Annotated in this window: 13 protein-coding genes; 7 read left to right on the forward strand and 6 right to left on the reverse strand. The window is 61.0% G+C overall.

Features of this window, described 5'->3' with window-relative positions:
• Positions 1-78: 78 nt before the first annotated feature.
• Together L6R21_20315 and L6R21_20320 are read left to right on the forward strand one after the other, a co-directional pair.
• Entirely contained in the window at positions 79-963 is an 885-nt protein-coding gene (locus L6R21_20315; protein MCK6561548.1) for a VOC family protein, read from the forward strand.
• A gap of 125 nt (positions 964-1088) precedes the next feature.
• Positions 1089-2015 carry a PEGA domain-containing protein gene (locus tag L6R21_20320; GenBank protein ID MCK6561549.1) on the forward strand — a complete coding sequence of 309 codons (927 nt, stop codon included), beginning with the start codon at positions 1089-1091 and terminating at the stop codon, positions 2013-2015.
• A gap of 42 nt (positions 2016-2057) precedes the next feature.
• Here the strand turns inward: L6R21_20320 and L6R21_20325 are convergent, their stop codons facing one another.
• Positions 2058-4979 (reverse strand): Ig-like domain-containing protein, encoded by a 2922-nt coding sequence (locus tag L6R21_20325; GenBank protein ID MCK6561550.1) that lies wholly within the window; start codon positions 4977-4979, stop codon positions 2058-2060.
• A gap of 280 nt (positions 4980-5259) precedes the next feature.
• On the opposite strand from L6R21_20325, the gene L6R21_20330 reads away from it, so the two are divergent.
• Both L6R21_20330 and L6R21_20335 read left to right on the forward strand, forming a co-directional pair.
• Positions 5260-5820 carry a hypothetical protein gene (locus tag L6R21_20330; GenBank protein ID MCK6561551.1) on the forward strand — a complete coding sequence of 187 codons (561 nt, stop codon included), beginning with the start codon at positions 5260-5262 and terminating at the stop codon, positions 5818-5820.
• Positions 5739-7088, forward strand: coding sequence for a hypothetical protein (locus L6R21_20335; protein ID MCK6561552.1), 1350 nt, complete (start codon positions 5739-5741; stop codon positions 7086-7088). The genes L6R21_20330 and L6R21_20335 overlap by 82 nt, the downstream gene beginning before the upstream one ends.
• Positions 7089-7268: 180 nt before the next feature.
• On the opposite strand, the gene L6R21_20340 is transcribed toward L6R21_20335, so the two are convergent.
• The 5 genes from L6R21_20340 to L6R21_20360 all read right to left on the reverse strand — a co-directional run bounded on the left by L6R21_20340 (position 7269) and on the right by L6R21_20360 (position 13720).
• Positions 7269-8804, reverse strand: coding sequence for a metallophosphoesterase (locus L6R21_20340; protein ID MCK6561553.1), 1536 nt, complete (start codon positions 8802-8804; stop codon positions 7269-7271).
• A 484-nt stretch (positions 8805-9288) separates the two neighbouring features.
• A complete protein-coding gene (locus tag L6R21_20345) occupies positions 9289-10086 on the reverse strand; it encodes a hypothetical protein (protein ID MCK6561554.1) in 798 nt (265 codons plus the stop codon).
• Complete coding sequence (locus tag L6R21_20350) at positions 10083-11909, reverse strand: M3 family oligoendopeptidase (GenBank protein ID MCK6561555.1); 1827 nt, start codon at positions 11907-11909, stop codon at positions 10083-10085. The genes L6R21_20345 and L6R21_20350 overlap by 4 nt, the downstream gene beginning before the upstream one ends.
• Before the next feature lie 43 nt (positions 11910-11952).
• Complete coding sequence (locus tag L6R21_20355) at positions 11953-12438, reverse strand: nuclear transport factor 2 family protein (protein ID MCK6561556.1); 486 nt, start codon at positions 12436-12438, stop codon at positions 11953-11955.
• A gap of 79 nt (positions 12439-12517) precedes the next feature.
• Positions 12518-13720, reverse strand: coding sequence for a beta-lactamase family protein (locus L6R21_20360; protein ID MCK6561557.1), 1203 nt, complete (start codon positions 13718-13720; stop codon positions 12518-12520).
• A 234-nt stretch (positions 13721-13954) separates the two neighbouring features.
• On the opposite strand from L6R21_20360, the gene L6R21_20365 reads away from it, so the two are divergent.
• The 3 genes from L6R21_20365 to L6R21_20375 are packed head-to-tail and all read left to right on the forward strand — an operon-like array spanning position 13955 to position 16998.
• Positions 13955-14503, forward strand: a complete 549-nt coding sequence (locus L6R21_20365) for a DUF4416 family protein (protein ID MCK6561558.1) — start codon at positions 13955-13957, stop codon at positions 14501-14503.
• Between the two features lie 25 nt (positions 14504-14528).
• Positions 14529-15743 carry a ribonuclease H-like domain-containing protein gene (locus tag L6R21_20370; GenBank protein ID MCK6561559.1) on the forward strand — a complete coding sequence of 405 codons (1215 nt, stop codon included), beginning with the start codon at positions 14529-14531 and terminating at the stop codon, positions 15741-15743.
• A gap of 13 nt (positions 15744-15756) precedes the next feature.
• Entirely contained in the window at positions 15757-16998 is a 1242-nt protein-coding gene (locus L6R21_20375; protein ID MCK6561560.1) for a tetratricopeptide repeat protein, read from the forward strand.
• The last annotated feature ends 179 nt before the right edge of the window (positions 16999-17177 follow it).

Consider the following 17177-nt stretch of genomic DNA (forward strand, 5'->3'; position numbering starts at 1 on the left):
ACATTCCAGGACGGAGTCTCGACCTTGAACTATCGCGATTCCCTGCAATCAAGATCAACTTTTTGGGATAGGTTCGCTATGCACCCCGATACACGCATGGGGCCGGTGCATCTCACGGTTGCGGATTTGAAACAATCGCTGAATTTCTACAGCAACCTGCTCGGCCTGAAAATTCTGCAGAGCCAGCGCGGCACTACCTGGCTGTCCGCCGACGGCTCGCATCCCCTGCTCGCGCTCACCCTGCTGCCCGATGCCAAGCCGCGGCCGCTCAACAGCGCAGGCTTGTATCATTTCGCGATTCTGGTGCCGGGCCGCTACGATCTCGCGCGCGCTCTGCATCATCTGCTCGATATGCGCTACCCGCTGCAGGGCGCCTCGGATCATCTGGTGAGTGAAGCGATCTACCTCGCGGATCCCGACGGCAACGGCATCGAAATCTACGCCGACCGGCCGCGCAGCGACTGGCAATGGCAGGAAGGCCAGTTGCTGATGACCACCGAAGCCCTCGATTTGGATTTGCTGCTGGCGGAATTGGGACGCGGCAGAATTACGTGGGAAGGATTGCATCCCGGCACGCGCATCGGCCATGTGCATCTGCAAGTCGGCAATCTGGAAAACGCCGAGCACTTCTATCGCGAGATTTTGGGATTTGCTTTGACCACGCGCTACGGAACCGAAGCCATCTTTCTTGCGGCCGGCGGCTATCATCATCATTTGGGATTGAACACCTGGGCGGGCAGGGGCGTACCGCCTGCACCCTCCGACGCCCGCGGCTTGCGCTATCTCACCATTTGCGTGCCGAATGAAACCGAATTGGCGCTGGTGGCAAGCCGCCTCGAGCGCAACGACTGGATGTTTCAGCAGAAACCCGGCTTGCTCAGCCTGCGCGATCCGTTCAACAACGGCATTCTCATCGTGGCCGGCGAACCCACGCTCGGCCGCAACGGCAGCCTGACCTGGTGAGCTTGCGCGGTGAACGGGTCTTGGTTCCGGTCCTCGCGGTTCGAACGAATACCAACAATCTTCTTCATCACGCCGGCAGCCCAGGCTGGGCGTGCAGGGGCTCATCTTCTTGAATGGAAAGAGTCATGATCACCAACCGCCGTTACCATGTGCTGCTGCCTCTGATGGTCATTCTGCTTGCCGGCCGTTTCGCCGGTGCCCTTGCCGCTGCACCGTCCGTCGGCCAGCCGTCCTTGATCGTGCAAATCAACAACGTTCGCGATCAACGCAACAGCAAAGGCGAAGTCGCGCTCTATCTCAACGGCAAGAGAATGCCGCCGCAGCGAACGGCCGAACGCCAGCCGCGCAATGAAGTTTTCGAGCTTTCGCTGGCAGAGGGGGTTTACCAAGTGAGGGCAGTCTTTCGCGCCAAGTCGTTTTGGAAGGAAAAAGAATTCGAGTTGGAGACGCACGACGGCCAGGTCAGAATCTATCCCGGCCATGTGACGCTGCTCACCATCACGCTCGAGAAGAATTCCGACGGCAGTCTGGTGAGAAAGAAGAATTTCTTCACGGAAAGCGCCCAGCCGCTGGCGCGAGAATCCGCCAGTGTGCCTGCCGCCGCGCCGGCAGCAAGTCGCCAAAACGAGATTGCCACCGTGCCGCTTCCCGCGCAGCCGGCAGCCGTGCGCGAGAGCGCCCCGGCACAAGAGCCGGCGCCGGCGGTGTTGATTGTTCCTGCGCCCGCCGCGACGGAGATTCCCCAACCGCAAGCTGCGCCGGCGCCGGCTTTGCCCGCACCCTTGCCGCCGGCGGAACCGGCTCTGGCCGCACCGCCAGCAGAGGGCAAAATCGCATTGCAGATCAACACCGTCCCCTCCGGCGCTGACGTGATCGTGGATGACCGGTATCTCGGGCAATCACCGCTGGTCACTTACGTTTCGCGCCGGCAGAATCATGTGATTCAAATCTCCAAGCCGGGGCATCGCGATCTCATCAAGATGATCGACGCGCAGCAATTGCGCACGGAGAAGATTTTCTTTTTGATCGAGAAACTCGAGGCGCAGCACTAGATCACTTTGATCGCCCGGGCGCTCCGAGCGCCCGGGCGAGGCTCATTTCAACAGCAAAAGCTTGCGGGTGGCGGTGAAAACCTCGCCGCTGTGCCGCGCCCGCGCCTGCAAGCGAAAAAGATAAACCCCGGAATTCGCCGCTTGTCCGGCCTGATCGCGGCCGTCCCAGCGCAGTAGATGCGAGCCGGCCGGCTTCTCGCCTTCCGCCAAAACTCTCACCAACCTGCCGCTCATGTCGTACAATTCCAACCGCACTTGCGCCGCTTCCGGCAAATCAAAAGGAATATTCGTTTCCGGATTGAAAGGATTGGGCTGATTTTGCCGCAAGGCGAATTGCATCGGCACGCTGCCGGCGTCTCGATCTTCCACCGCGGTGATCAACGCCAGTGCCGTGAATGTGAGCGCCGGGGTGGACAGCCCGGGCACACTGACGCTGAGACGGTTCAATCCCACTCCCGGACCTAACTGCCACCGCGCTTGCGCCACGCCATTGCTGTCCGACTTGAACGTGCCGCTGCCATTGGCGAACACGCCGCCGCCGCCCGCCGTTACTTCGAATTTCACTGCCGTGGGCTCCGGCGGATTGCCGAGTTTGTCGCGCAAGCGCACCGCCACCGGCGCTGTCAATGGTTGATTGATCACGCCGCTCTGTTGATCTCCCCCCGCCTTTTCAAATGACACCGCCGGCAACGCGACAAACTCCACCTGCACGCTGTCAGCCAGTTTCATCAGCGGTGATAACAGATAAGCTGAGACAATTCTGCGGCCGGCGCGCTGTGAGCGCAATTTGAACACCGCCTTGCCGTAGGCATCAGTTGCCGCGCTGGCCGGCGCCAGCAGGTTTTGCTGCCCGGACACCGTTACGCGCACGCCCTGACCGCTGACGAGTTGGTTGAGTTCATTGCGCAGCGTGACGGTGATCGTCGCCACGGCTTGACTGTCCGCCGGCAGGCCGGTTTGCGGAGTCACCACCAGACGCGAGAGCGTGGGGCTGACCAATGCTGGTTTGGCAACGGCAAAGAAGGAGAGCGGCGAGCTGAGCAGTTTCACGCCGTTGAATTCCGCTTTGGCATTCACTTGCTGGTTGCCGGCATTTTTGCCCAGGGTCCATTTCACGCGCGCCAATCCGCTGGTGTCGGTGTGCACGCGGACTTGGGTGGTGTCGTTGTCAAATTTGCCGCCGCCGGAGACGATGCGAAACGTGACGGCGAAATCTTTGGCCGGTATGCCGTTGGCATCGAACACCTGCACGGCCAGCGGTTCCGGTAGAGTCGCGCCGGCGAAAGCGGTTTGATTGTTCCCGCCGGCTGCGGCCATTGAGTCCGGCGCCGCGGTCTTGATGAGAAATCGCACCGCCGGCGTTGAACTGGCTGCCGGCGAGGCGATGATGGCAGTGGAATCGCCATACACCTCACTCGCGCGGCACGTGGCCGCCGCGGCGCCGTTGGCATCGGTGACTGCCTGCTTTGTGGTTTGACCATCGGCCAAGCGGCCGCCGCCGGAAACGACGGCAAACTTCACCGCGCCGCCGGCAATGCCATTGCCGAAATCATCACTGAAGCGCGCCACCAGCGGCGCGGAAGCCCGGCCGGCAGAAACGACCTGCCTGCCGCCGCTGACAATACTGGCTTGCGCCAGGCTGCCGGTCGTGGCGGTGGCCACACATCGCGCCGGCGAGCCGGTCAAACCATTGGCGCGAACTTCGACTTCCTGCTTTCCGGGCGTGGGGCCGAGCGTCCAAGTGGTGCGGGCATGGCCGTGGCCGTCGGTCAAAATCGTGCGGCTGGCCTCGCCATGCAGATTGCCGTTGCCGGCGATCACGGCGAACTGCACCGCGAAGCCGGTGACGGGCGCGCCAAAGCGATCGGTCACCAGTGCCTCGATCGGCAGCGGTAGCGTCTGCCCGACTTCACCGCTCTGGTTGCAATCGCCGGCGAGCGCCAGTTGCCGGGCAATGCCGTCTCCGCGCGTGCGCAATTTGGCCACGTTGGAGAGGCCGCTGGCGAGGCCGGTTTCATCGAAAGCACGCAGCGCGACATAGTAGGTTTCATAAGTCTGCAAACCCTCGAGGCGCACGCGCTGCAGCTCGCCGCCGCGTTTGGGCACGGGCGGTGCGGGCAACAATTGCGCGGCGGCAAAATTCTCTTTGGTAATGGGCGCGGTGGAGTAGCGAATTTCGTAGCGTTCAGCCTGCCCCTCCCAGTTGTTGTCGCCCGGCGTCCGCCACTCGAGCGTGAGCGCGGAGGAGCTGCTGTCCACCCCGCGCAAATCCGTCACGGCGGCCGGCGCAATCTTGTCCGGTTGCAGCCAGGAGATGGTGAAATCATCTACGGCGTTGTTGAGCTGCTCGCCGTGAATGAACACGCCGGCATACCAGCGGTCGTTACCGGCAAACTCCTTGGTGGAATCCGAGCAAGTGGCATCGAGGCTGTCGTTGACGAAGTAATCGAAATAGACCGCGGCGGGACGGTTGCGGATCACGGCGCGCACCCGGTCGCCGGCTTTGGGGTTGCGCACCTGCGCTTTCTGCTGATCCACACTCTTGCCCTGGCCCCAGCGGTATTCCCATGTGCCATAGCGAATGATCCACAGCCACACTTCGTGCCAGTTGGTGCGATGCCACAACCAGTAGCCGCTGCCGGTGGTGGCGAGCGTGTCGATCATCAACGCGTGCGCGCCCTCTTTGATGCCGATCGAATCAGCCGCCCGGCCCCAGCGATACGAAACCTCGTGCACGGTCAGCCCGGGCTTGTTGAACACCGGTTCGAACAGTGCCAAATAGCGCCAGCCATAGATGGCCGCGGGCGTCAGCACCAGCTCGCCGTCTTTGATCGTCCAATAGCGTTTGTCGTAGGTCCAATGCTCGCCGATTTCCGGCCGGTTGAAATCATCGCTGACGTGGATGGTGTCCACGCTGTTGTGGCTGGTGGCCCAGCGCACGCGCACGGCTTCCGGCAGTTGCATGGCCTGCCGCAGTGAATCTACGTGGGGCGCCGGCAGAGTCTGGGAATGGAGCGCCGGTATAGCAGGCAGGAATCCCAAGCCGAACAAAATGACCCATCTCCGGGCACGGCGCCGTACCTCGCGAAACATTGGCGATTACCTTTCCTGAAAAGATATGTGGCCTCAGAGCAGACCTGCGTACTTCACCCGGCCAGCCCGGACAAAGTTGCGCAGTTGCTTCCCAAGATTGACTGAATCGAGGTGAGAAAGAAATGAGGAATCAGAGTCCCTTGACTCCTGGATGGTGTTGCTGGTCGGCGCCGGCGGCCAGTTCTGCCGGGCATGCTGTGGCGTTGCCGGCTGCGCCGCCAGCGTTGAATGCGGCAGTTGGCAAACGTTACGCCAACCTCGTCAATTGGCCTGGTGCTGCCGGCTTCTCCTTTTAGCGGCCAACCGGCCGCAGCTTTGGGCTGATTTCACGGCAATTGCCGGCCCCGGCCTTGGCCTGCTGCGCGCGTGCGACGTGGCAAGCGCGCACCACCTGCGTCTCTCCCGAAACATTGTTCAGAGTTGGAACGCACCGTCCGGAAAGCTGAATTGTTGTGAAAATGTCACGAGAATTCTGGCGCGCGACAGCATCTATTCGTTTACTGGAGAAACACAGACCTTCGCTTCGCCGTTCCTCCTCAGGGCCGCTTCACCGGGGCGAATCCGAAATCGTTCGGTATTCTCCAACAACTCACACTTTCCCAATACTTTCAATGTGAAGGAGTCACCACCATGGCCCACACCAAAGATCTTATCCCGGCCTCCAAAATCCCCTGCTGCCCTGACCTGGAAACCGAACCGGTATGCGATGTGATGCGCTTTGCCTACCGCCTCACGCGCAACACGGAGGTCATCATCAACGACCGCCGGCTGATCGTGCCGGTGGAAGTGACTTTGCGCGCCCGCTTCGAGCGCTGCGACGGTCCGCTGGCGCTCGGCGACCTGGCTTATTCCACCACGCTGCTGCCCGGCGAGAAGGTGAAGCTGTTTTCGCAGGATCGCCGCACGCGTTTCAGTTTCGACAGCGAGAGCAAGCTGAGCTATCGCCACACCCAGATGTCGGAATCGCGCGTCTACATGAACATGGTGGCGCAGTCGATGAACGACGTCAGCGTCAACCAGAATGCCACCGACACGCATCAATCGCAGAGCGCCTTTGAAGGCCATGCCGACGCCGGTTTGACTTCGCTGTGGGGCGGCGAGGCGAATGCCAGCGGCTCCTACAATTCCAGCTCGATCAACACCTTTGCGCATGAGCTCAGGAGCCACGCCCAGGCCTCGCATTCCCGCTCGGAACTGGCCACGCGCGCCGCCAGCTCGGTCTCGATCGGTGAAGTCTCCAATCGTACCCACAGTGAGGGCGAAACGCAGGATCATTTTGAATCGGCCTCGCGGGAGTTTTCCAACCCCAACCGCTGCCGCGCCATCACCTTTCTGTTTTACCAGATCAACAAAATTCAGACGGTGAAGTTCGAGATCGAGGCCATCACCCGCCGCGTCATCGATCCGGTGGACAATAGCCGCGTCAGCCCCAACCTGCCCATCCCGCGCACCGGCGTCACCGCCCTGCCTGAAAGCGTGCGGGCCACCGACGGCAAACGGCTGGAGCTCGAGAACGCGGCGCGTGCCAGCGTGGTGGCCGAGCGCAACTTTGCCTTCGAGTTTCGCGGCCAGCGCACCGCCGGTTTTGCGACGCGGGCCGCGGTGTTCGGCGCAAACCTGCCGCTGGAAGAGCCTTTCGCTCCGGAAGTCCGCGCGCTGGCGTTGCAACAAGTCGATCAGGAATTAGTGCAAGAAGGCTTGTTGGACAAAGTAGGCGGTGACATTGCGCCGGAAGCCAAGCTCCAGCTTTCCTTCGAATCGCGCTCTTCGCTGCCGACCCCCGGCGTGATCGTCAAAGGCTGTTTGGATGAATGCGATATCTGCGAGCCGGCGGTCGATCGTGAGATTCAACTCGCGATCGAGCGCAAACGCCTGGAGAACGAGCTGCTCAAGAAGCAGATCGAGCTGCTGGAGAAATCGCGGGAATATCGCTGCTGCCCGGCAGGCGAGAAGGAAGAGCCGGAAGCCGGTGATGAATAAACCGGCGGCCGTGCCCTCTGGATAGGTTTCCCACCTGCGCTTCGTGTTGCAGCCGGTCGCTCAACCCGCTGTTGAAGTCAAAAGGCTCGTTGCCCGGAATGTTCCAGGCCGCGAGCCTTTTTTGGTGGGAGTTGGTGCCAGAGAGATTTCGTTGCACACCGTTCGGCCGGCTTTTTCGTTTTACGGCAGCACCAACACCTTGGCGGAATGCACGCGATTGCCTGCTTGCACGCGATAGAAGTAAACGCCCCGGGCCGCGACTCGGCCGGTTTCATCCCGGCCTTTCCAGCGCAGTTCATGCTCGCCCGCCGCGTGGATCTCGCCGTTGCTCAGGCGCGCCAGCTCCCGGCCGAGCATGTCGTAAATCGCGGCATGCACTGGCGCAGGGCTGGTGATGCTGAAGCGGAGGTGCAGTCCCGCTCCCGGCGCGCTGGCGTGAAACGGATTGGGATAGTGCATCGCAAACTGGCCGGGCGTGATCGCCTCATCCGGGACCTGCACCAGCGTGGGCCGGCCGCTGCCGCTCTTGATCATGGTGAAACGATCCTTTCTTTCCCCTTTGTCGTTCATCCATTCGCCGATCAAGGTATCGCCGTTGATGTAGATGCTCTCGAAGCCGGTGACGTCGCCGAGTTGAAAGCCCATCAACGGGTGCGGATCGACACTGCCGGTTTTGCCGCCGGCGCCGGACACGACGTAGATTGTCCCGGGCTTGAAACCGTCCTTGGGATAGCTGTTCAGGTCCTTGTTCACGATGCGATTGTTGTTGAGCAGAAATGAGCGCTCGGCCACATGGGAATGGCCGCACAAAACCAAATCGACGCCGTGCTCGTCCATGATCGGCACAAAGTATTTCTGAATGTCCTCATCGTCGCCGTGGGTGCCGGCGCTGTAGGGCGGCTTGTGCCACATGGCGATGAGCCACTGCTGGCCGCGATTCTTGGCGTCGGCGAGATCTTTCTTCACCCAATCCAATTGCTGCTGCAGATCGTTGCCGGAGAAATGCAGCTCATCGTCCAGCGAGACGATGTGGGCGTTGGCGTAGTCGAACGAGTAGTAGTTTTCGATTTTTCTCGGATTGTTGGCCGGCGTTTCGAAGAATTCAAAATAGGCGGCGCCGCCGTTGGATTTGATGTCGTGATTGCCCAGCGTCGGCCACCAGGCGCTGTGGCGGATGAGGTCTTGATAAACCGGAAAGTAGTCGCTCAGATATTTGTCGCGCGAACCGCTGCTGTAGATGATGTCGCCCAACAACAGCGCGAATTGATGGCGGCGATCCTGTTTGATCAACTGCGCGGCAGTGGCCATTTGCGTGTCCGAGCCGTCGCCGAAATCGCCGAAGGCAAAAAAGCGGAAGGGCACGCGCGCGCCCGGCTTGGGATGCGTGCGGAAGAAATAAAGCTCACCGGTGACATGTACCGCGTTGCCGGAGCCGACTTCATAGAAGTATTTGGTGTTGGGATTGAGATTCGTGATCTCGACGCGATGGCGCGTGCCGCTGGGCGTCGGCAAGGTGTTGAGCCATTGCCCCATTTCCCGGCCATAGCGCAGAAAGCCCGATTGACTGCTGCTGGTGTACCATATCACCACGGCTTTGTTGGTCGCGGTGTTCTGCACATAAGGCTGGATACTGAATTGCGCGTGCCCGTTTTGGAAGGCCACGAACAACAGCAGGAAGAACATCGCTGCAGCCGAACGCAGTAAACGCAGGTGCATATTGAAGTCCTTTCAATAAGGTGGAAGCGAGGTGTTGTCCAATCCTTGTAGCACAAAAGTGATTGCGAATTCTCAGCAGGGAAGCGCCCACGAATGGAAACAAATCAGCAGACGAAAAGGACTTTTGTCGGTTGGGTTGTTTCGATCCGCGGGAGAAAGCCCTTGCTCATTGGTACAATGAATTCACACTGCAGAGACCTTGCGCAGCCGCCAGGTTGCAAACGAATCAAGCCGCAAAGACTGCGCGGTCGCGCGGGTACGAATTACGTTTCCGGCGGCAATTACATTCGTGGCAGAGCCGCGGCGCCGGCTGCCGGCGCAAATCACTGCAAATTGAATGGATCAGATGGCGCGCACTTGCGCCGCCGGCAATTTATGCAAGGCGTATGCCGCCGCCGGCTTGCGTGTGATGAGTTTTGCGGTGCGGTCAACTGCTGCAACCGGGAGGGAGAGACTTACAGAATTCTGTCCGGTGACGGCGGGGTTATTCGAGGTGAAACAGCGAGCGCTCGACTGCGCGGCCGAGGTCGCCGTCGTAGAAACGGTGCAAATAATCTTCGCTTTCGAAGAGATGCTGCGTTTGCGGTTGCTGGCTGCGGCTGATCAGATATTTCAGCTCGTCGAGGTCGCGCGACCAGCCGGCACCAGTGAAGAATTCGGCGCCGCTGAATTGCGTCTTGTAGAGCGCATTGCGCGAATAGCAGCTTCCCAAATAAAGATGCTGGAGGTTTTGTTCGGCAAAGTGCATCACTGCAGTGGTCATCATGTAGATGCCGAGGTTGCGGCGATAATAGTTGAGATCATAGAAGGCGTAATAGTACTGCGCCAAGTACGGCGGTTCGAGAAAGAGCGTCACCAAGCCGATGTTGCGCTGCCCGGCAGGGTCGCGAAAGATCAGCAGGTGGGAGGTGATTTTCGAATTCATCAAATTGTCGAGGCGGGCGGCGGTCATCACCTCGGCGCCGAACTTGATGTCGGCATAAGTCAGGCAGAAGTCCCGCCAGGCGGGCGTGAAGGTGAAGGCGCTGCGCGGCACCAGTTCGTGGGTGAGGCCTTCGCACTTGCGTACGATCCGGCGGTTTTCCGAAGAGGGACTGAATTCGGGGAGGGCGATGCGCAAGCTGCGGCAGAGATAGTAGCGGTCCAGATTCTTGGAGGAGGGCAGGAAGCCGCGGCCAAAGAAATCGCGCGGCGTTTCGCCGGCCTCCGGAAAAGCCCAGATGGCATACGGAAAGATGTAATGCTGGTAATCGGGCGGCGTTTCGGAGAACAAGAGCTTCATGACGAATGCGTGCCGGATGATTCCTTGAGCAGCGACTTCAAATCCGCAAGCATGGCCTGGATCACCGCAAAACCGCTTTCCCAAAACGCCGGCCGGCGGATATCGAAGCCCAACTGCGCCACCAACGCCTCCGGTTCCTGCGAGCCGCCGGCCTCCAGCAGCCGCAGATAGTGGGGAATGAAAGCGGCGCCTTCTTCTTCATAGCGGCGGAAGAGCGCCAGCACCAACAGCGCGCCGAAGGTGTAGGCGTAGCAGTAGAAGCGCGTGTGGATGAAATGCGGAATTGCCGACCAGAACCATTTTTGCTCGGGCAGAAAAGCAACGGTGTCGCCGTACATCTCCTGCCGGCGATTCACCCACAACTCGCACAATTGCTCGGCGGACAGGCGTTCTTGCGCGCCGGCATGGTGGGCATCCAGCTCGAACAGGGTGTAGTAGTTTTGGGTGTGAATGGTGGCGAACAAATCTTCGAGCTTGCCGGTGAGAATTGCGAGGCGAAAGTCGCGATCGCTGACTTCCTGCAGCAGTTTTTTGGTCAACAGCATCTCGGCAAAGACCGACGCGGTTTCAGCAGCGACCAGCGGGGGATAATAGTTGAACAGCGACTGGTGGCGCCGCGCCAGCAGGTTGTGCACGGCATGACCCAGCTCGTGTGCCAGGGTGTAGACGTTGTCGAGATCGTCGTTGTAGCTCAGCAAAATGTAGGGGTGATGCTGCGGAATCACGCCATGGCAATAAGCCCCGCCGCGCTTGTGCGGCCGGACTTCGGCGTCGATCCAGCGCCGCGTAAACATCTCTTCCGCCAGTTGCGCAATTTCCGGCGAAAAGCGCTCGAATGCGCTGAGAATGAGACCCCGGCCCTCCTCGAACGAAACGCGCATGCGCTGCTTCACCACCGGCGCCACCAGATCGCAGCCGCGCGTCTTGGGCAACTCGAGCAGCCGGGCCTTGAGCGTGTAGTATTCCTGCGCGAGGGGATAATGCGCCGCGGTCACCGCCATCATGGTGTCCACGATTTCCGGCGCGAGGCGGTTGCGCAGATGCGCCGGCGCCATCGGGCTGGCGTAGCCGCGCATTTCGGTTTCGAGTGCATGATCCTTGATGAGGGCGTTGAAGACATTGCAGAAGATGATGGCGTTCTCGCCGTAGCGGCTGTCATAAGCGCGCTTGGTGCGTTCGCGCAGCCCGGCGTCGGGATGGCGCAGCAAATGGCGCATCTCTTCTGCGGTCAGCGTCTTCAGTTCGCCCTCGACTTCGAGCTGCCAGGTGAAGGAGGCGGTGTATTCCGTGAAGAAGTTCACCAGCGCCTGCTTGCCGGTGAGATCCTTCTTGTTGATGATCTGCTCTTCCTTTTCGGAGAGCATGTAGGGCTGAAACAGGCGCACGCCGGTGAGATAGTGCCGGTAGCCGGCCAGCGCCGGAGGCGCGAGCAACGCGGCAAAGGCCTGCTCCTCGAGCTGTTGCAGCTCAAGCTCGAAAAACAAGACTTGGTTCTGCACATTTGCCTGCAGTTCCTGGCACTTGGCGTACAGCGCTTTGCCGGCGTCGTTGGCCGTGTCGGCGGAAAAGGCAAGATAGGCATAGGCTTCCGCCCGCAGCATCATGGCTTGAATCTCTTCCAGTTCGACGAGCGCGGCATGCAGCGCCGGTGCGGCGAGGCTACCGGCCGCAATCTTGCCGTAGTAGTTTTGATGAAAATCTCCGGCGCGCGCAAGTGCAAGCCGGAGCGTCTCGGCGAGGCGGGGATCATCGACGCCGGTGTAGAGATCCGAAAGATCCCAGCGGATGCCGGCGGCTTGCAGAGGAGAGGAAGTTGAGTTCATGCGTTCCTGCATTCGAAGGTGAGCGGCGGCCCTGCGGCCGCGGCTATTTCTGTCCCTGTTGGATGATCGCCACGATTTGTCTGGCGAGGGCATTGGGAATCGGTATGGACAGATTGTATTGCGCGATTTTCCATTCGCCCGCGATCTTCACCAGCACACCACTGCCGCGGCAGAGGCCGTAGCTGGTGTTGTGCAGCAATTCATCGAACCACGCCGTTTGCTGATCCGGGGCGAGTTGAATGTGGCGTGACTGCACGGTGTAGGTCCAGCCCCGGCCTTTTTCAAAATAAGGCAGGGCGAAGGCTTTGAATTCCGCCAGCGTCCAGCGTTCGCCGGGATCGGTGCCGAGGAAGACCGCGGATGGCGCAAAGTGGCTGAAATAGCGAGCGGCGTCCGCCTGAGCGGCGGCAGTGTGAAAGCCGTCCAGCACGCCGGACACGCGGCTGCTGTCGCTCGCGGCGGCGCTGGAGGGCGTGCCGAGCAGGAGCAAGAACAACATCGTCATCGGCACAGCGTTTCGCAGTTGCATGAGATGGATTTCCGTTTTGTTTCCTTCAACTAGAATGCCGTGAAAAGGCAGGCACGAAACCCTTCGGAGTTGCCCTCCGCTAGTTGAGATCATGCTCCTCGAACTGTTCCTGCCCGCCGTGCTGGCCCCGATTCAAGCCGAGATACATGTCGAGAAATGCCGGCATCAGGCCGTTGCTTTCGCTGCAATTCAACAACAACGCCATGCCGACGTTGTGTTCCGGCAGCAGCGCGAGTTGGGCAACGTAACCGCGCAAGCCGCCGCTGTGAAAGACCAGGGTGTTGCCGGCGTAATCGAAAATGCGCCAGCCCAGGCCGTAATGCGCGGAGCGAATGTGGCCGTTCCAATGCGGCCGGCGGCGTTCCCGTGGTGTGCGCACCAGCGGCTTGGTCACCTGCTGGACCACCTCGGGCGACAGAACTTCCGGCCGTGCGCCGAGCAGCGCGCTCATCCATTTTGCCAGATCGGTGATGCTGGCGTTGACGCCGGCCGCGGCGGGCACGGAGTAATACGTGGGCTTGACCTCCACCACCCGCCAGCCGCTGTGGCGCCGCACGTGCGGCGAAGCATGATTGCGGCTGGCGAGCAGCTCCTCGCGGCTGGTCGAGGCGTCATACATCTCCAGCGGCACGAGCAGCCGCGTGAGCAGCAGGTGTTCATACGTGTAGCCGGTGGCCTGGCGCAGCACTTCGCCGATCAAGCCATACATCACGTTTTGATAGCCGTAGCAATCGCCCACCCGGCAACTGGTGCGGACTTCTTTGAGGCGGGCGATGATGCTTTCGATCGGCACCTGGGCCTCGATGAGATTGTCGTAAGTGTGCGGCGGCAAGCCGGTGGTGTGATTCAGCAGATGCGTGACGGTCAGCGCGCGTGAGTTGTGGTCGTCGCGCAGGGAGAAGCGCGGCAGATACTTGATCACGGGATCTTCCCAGCGCAGCTTGCCTTCCTCGACGAACAGCGCGGTGAGAATGGCAGCAAACCCTTTCGATACCGAGGCAATGCGGAAGACGGTGTGCGGATCGATCTTTTCCGGCCGGCCGAACTCGCGCACGCCGAAACTCTTCAAGTAAACCAGATTGCCGCCTTTGACGATGGCAATGGCCGCCCCCGGAATCCCGGCCTCCTGCAAAGTCTTCGCCACATATTCATCATATTGGCGGATGATGCGCTGCATCTCCGCAGTACTGTCCGCGCCCGGCAGAGCGGAGGCCGGCGCGAGCAAAACCAGCAAATGTGTCAGCATGCTCCCCAAAAAACAAACGGCAGTTCTCCTGTTCATGCAACCTCGTGTCCTCGCATTGAATTCCGATCACTTGTTGGGAATGTCCGCGGCCTGCCGCGCCGCCTCCTGCGGGCGGGGCGAGACATGGACGGCGCAGCAGCCGGTGGCCGGCCGCCGGTTCAGGTGAAGAAAATTTTGGGGCGGCAATGTAGCCATTCGAGCGGTTTCATGCAAGCTCGAAAAAGCCCTTGCTTTCGCGGATGACAACGTCTATTTTGCGGCATGGCGCACATGCATGAACCCAAGCCGGTTAAGCTGATTGTCGCAATGTTGTTCGCCCGGGAGGAGTTGCTGCCGGCGGTGCAGCATGAACTGGTGCAGGCCTTCGGCGAGATCGACTACCTCAGTCCGCGCTTTCCGTTTGACCTCACCGACTACTACCATGCCGAGATGGGTTCTCCTCTTTACCGTCTCTTCCTTTCGTTTGCGCATCTGGTTTCGCCGCAAGCGCTGGCCGGCGCCAAACAGCGCTGCCGCGCCCTCGAACAGGACTTTGCCCACGCCGGCAAACGCGCCGTGAATCTCGATCCGGGTTACTTGGATGCCGACAAGTTCGTGCTCGCGTCATTGAAATATCACGGCTACAAGATTTACCTCAGCGAGGGCGTCTGGGCCGATATGACCTTGCATTACGAGAAGGGTCATTTCACCGCCTTGCCGTGGAGCTTTCCCGACTTTCGCAGCGGCCGGTATGAGCCGGTGTTTCTGCGCCTGCGGGAAATTTACAAACAACAACTCCACGCCCGGGCCGCCGGCGGAGCTGTTGATGACCTCAAGTGATGGCACAAACTGCCTACCAGTCCAAATGACCATGAGCATCAAGGACAAGCTGCGCGAGTTGGAACGCGTGCGGCCGCCGGCCAGAACCAGCGTGCCGCCGCCGGTCGCGCCGCTTGAACAACTCCTGGGCGGCGGAGAGCAGGAGGGCTGCTTCGTCGTCGAACAACGCTATGCCGTGCACGAGCCTTACGGTGCCATCACCCTCGCCCGGCTGCGCGAGCTGCCCGGCGCGGTGCTCGGCATCGCGGCCAAAGATGACAGCGTCAATGCCCTGGCGCCCGACGAGGCGTTGTTCATCGACACCGAAACCACGGGACTGGCGGGCGGCTCCGGCACGCTTGCGTTTCTCGTGGGCGTGGGTTACTTCGAGCAGGATCATTTCGTGGTGCGGCAATACTTTCTGCGCCAGCCGCATGAAGAGCGCGCCATGCTGGCGGCGCTGCAACGCCACCTCGCTGAGCGCCGCGGCCTGGTCACTTTCAACGGCAAGAGCTTCGACATTCCCCTGCTGCTCACGCGCACGGTGTTGCACCGCCTGCGGTTCGATTTCGCCAGCCGGCCGCATGTCGACGTTTTGCACGCCGCGCGCCGGCTGTGGAAAGCGCGGCTGCAGGATTGCTCGCTCGGCAATCTCGAAGCGCAGATTCTCGGCGTGCAGCGCCGCGAAGACGTGCCCGGCGCGCTGATTCCGCAAATCTATTTTGATTTCCTGCGTACCGGCAAGGCCGATCAACTTCGCGAGGTGCTGGCGCACAATCGCCAGGACATCGTGACGACCGCCGCGCTGCTGGGCTGCATCGGCCGGCTGGTGCAATCACCCTTTCAGTATGCCGCCTCGCGGCAGGAACTGCAGCAAGTCGGCCGGCTCTATCGCGAAGCCGGCGAGCTGGAAACCAGCATCAGATTGTTCGAAGAGCTGGTGCAACACCAGCAGCACGGCCTCGATGATCATCTCGCGCTCGGCTTTTGTTACAAAAGCCAGCGCCGCTTTGAAGACGCCAATCGCGTGTGGCAGCGCTTGATCGAGGGCTTTCCGTTTCATCCGCTGCCGTTCATCGAATTTGCCAAACATCTCGAGCACCGCCGCCGCGACTACCGCTACGCGCACGAAGTCGTGCAACGGGCTTTGCAGGCGCTGGCGCATATGGAGGAACTGCACCGCCCGCACAACTTGCTGGCCTACAAAGCCGATTTAACCCGCCGCGAAGCACGGCTGCGGCAAAAACAAAAGACAACCTGAACTGGAGGGCGACATGAGTGCGCGTTTGGACCGCGTCGAGTTACTGATGCAGCAATCGCGTTTCAATCTGGCGCAACAGGAACTGCGGCAGGAATTGGCGGAAGATCCGCACCAGCCGCACGCGCATGCCATGCTGGCGCTTTGCCTGGCGGGCGAGGAAAAATACGCCGAGGCGCAACGCGAAGCCGAGGCCGCGGTTCATCTCGCGCCTGATCTTGCCTACTGCCACTATGTACTCGCCAGCGTGCTCGCAGATCAGGACCGGTACGCCGACGCCGAACCGGTGGCACGGGAAGCGTTGCGCCTCGATCCTGAAGACGCGGATTACTACGCGCTGCTCAGCCGCATTCATCTTGGCCGGCGGCGTTGGAATGAAGCGCTGGCCGCCGCCGAACAAGGCCTGCAATTGGATGCTGAACACGTGGGATGCACCAATCTGCGTGCGCTGGCATTGGTGAAACTCAATCGCCGGGAGGAAGCCGGCGCCACCATCGATGCGGCGCTGGCGCGTAATCCGGAGAATGCGGTCACGCACGCCAACCAGGGGTGGACGCTGCTGCAGCGCCACCAGCCGGAAAAGGCCATGGAGCATTTCCGCGAAGCGTTGCGCCTCGACCCCGAACTTGACTGGGCGCGGGCCGGCATTGTGGAGGCGCTCAAGGCGCGGCATTTCATCTACCGCCTCATGCTCGGTTATTTTTTTTGGATGTCACGCCTCAGCCGGCGCGCGCAGTGGGGCGTGGTGATTGGCGGCTATCTCGGCTATCGCTTCCTGTACAGCTTCGCCCAAAGCAACCCGGCCTATGCGCCTTTTCTCTGGCCGGTGCTGATTCTCTATTTTCTCTTTGCCGTGATGACCTGGATTGCGCGGCCGCTGTTCAATTTGCTGCTGCGCTGTCATCGTTTCGGCCGCCTGGCGCTGTCCCGCGAAGAAACCCTCGCCTCCAACTGGGTGGGCGGCAGCCTGGCGTTGGCGCTGCTGTGCCTGGCGCTCTGGCTGGTCACGCGCAACTCGACGGCGCTGCTCGCTGCCCTGACGAGCGGTTTGATGGTCATACCCATTGCCGGCACTTTTCGCGCCAGCGGCAAACCGCGCCGCACGCTGGCGATCTACACCGGTGTGCTGGGGGGATTGGTGTTGTTGGCGATCGCGCTCGAGTTCGCGAATTCGCCGCTGACCGGCGCGCTGCTCGCGCTGGTGCTGTTGGGCATCTTCGTGTTTCAATGGGTGGCGAATGCCCTGCTCTCCAAGTAGTCTCGCCCCTCGCGCCGGTTCCCGCCCTGGTTGAATCCGTTTTTCGAGGAGCTTCGTATCTTTACCGCGCGTTGCGAAAAGAATGCGGCAAGCCGCCGCTGCCGCGCGCTGACGCGTGATCCCAGCGCAGGGCATGCCTTGCTCGCACCAGCGGCTGAAGTCCGGACCAATGCCAGCCG

This window comes from bacterium, from assembly GCA_023150945.1.
In the GTDB taxonomy this organism is placed as follows: domain Bacteria; phylum Zhuqueibacterota; class Zhuqueibacteria; order Zhuqueibacterales; family Zhuqueibacteraceae; genus Coneutiohabitans.

Coding starts and splice junctions, on each gene's coding strand:
- L6R21_20315 (MCK6561548.1), top strand. CDS start 79: ATGCACCCCGATACACGCATGGGGCCGGTGCATCTCACGGTTGCGGAT.
- L6R21_20320 (MCK6561549.1), top strand. CDS start 1,089: ATGATCACCAACCGCCGTTACCATGTGCTGCTGCCTCTGATGGTCATT.
- L6R21_20325 (MCK6561550.1), bottom strand. CDS start 4,979: ATGCAACTGCCGGAAGCCGTGCGCGTGCGCTGGGCCACCAGCCACAAC.
- L6R21_20330 (MCK6561551.1), top strand. CDS start 5,260: ATGGTGTTGCTGGTCGGCGCCGGCGGCCAGTTCTGCCGGGCATGCTGT.
- L6R21_20335 (MCK6561552.1), top strand. CDS start 5,739: ATGGCCCACACCAAAGATCTTATCCCGGCCTCCAAAATCCCCTGCTGC.
- L6R21_20340 (MCK6561553.1), bottom strand. CDS start 8,804: ATGCACCTGCGTTTACTGCGTTCGGCTGCAGCGATGTTCTTCCTGCTG.
- L6R21_20345 (MCK6561554.1), bottom strand. CDS start 10,086: ATGAAGCTCTTGTTCTCCGAAACGCCGCCCGATTACCAGCATTACATC.
- L6R21_20350 (MCK6561555.1), bottom strand. CDS start 11,909: ATGAACTCAACTTCCTCTCCTCTGCAAGCCGCCGGCATCCGCTGGGAT.
- L6R21_20355 (MCK6561556.1), bottom strand. CDS start 12,438: ATGCAACTGCGAAACGCTGTGCCGATGACGATGTTGTTCTTGCTCCTG.
- L6R21_20360 (MCK6561557.1), bottom strand. CDS start 13,720: ATGAACAGGAGAACTGCCGTTTGTTTTTTGGGGAGCATGCTGACACAT.
- L6R21_20365 (MCK6561558.1), top strand. CDS start 13,955: ATGCATGAACCCAAGCCGGTTAAGCTGATTGTCGCAATGTTGTTCGCC.
- L6R21_20370 (MCK6561559.1), top strand. CDS start 14,529: ATGACCATGAGCATCAAGGACAAGCTGCGCGAGTTGGAACGCGTGCGG.
- L6R21_20375 (MCK6561560.1), top strand. CDS start 15,757: ATGAGTGCGCGTTTGGACCGCGTCGAGTTACTGATGCAGCAATCGCGT.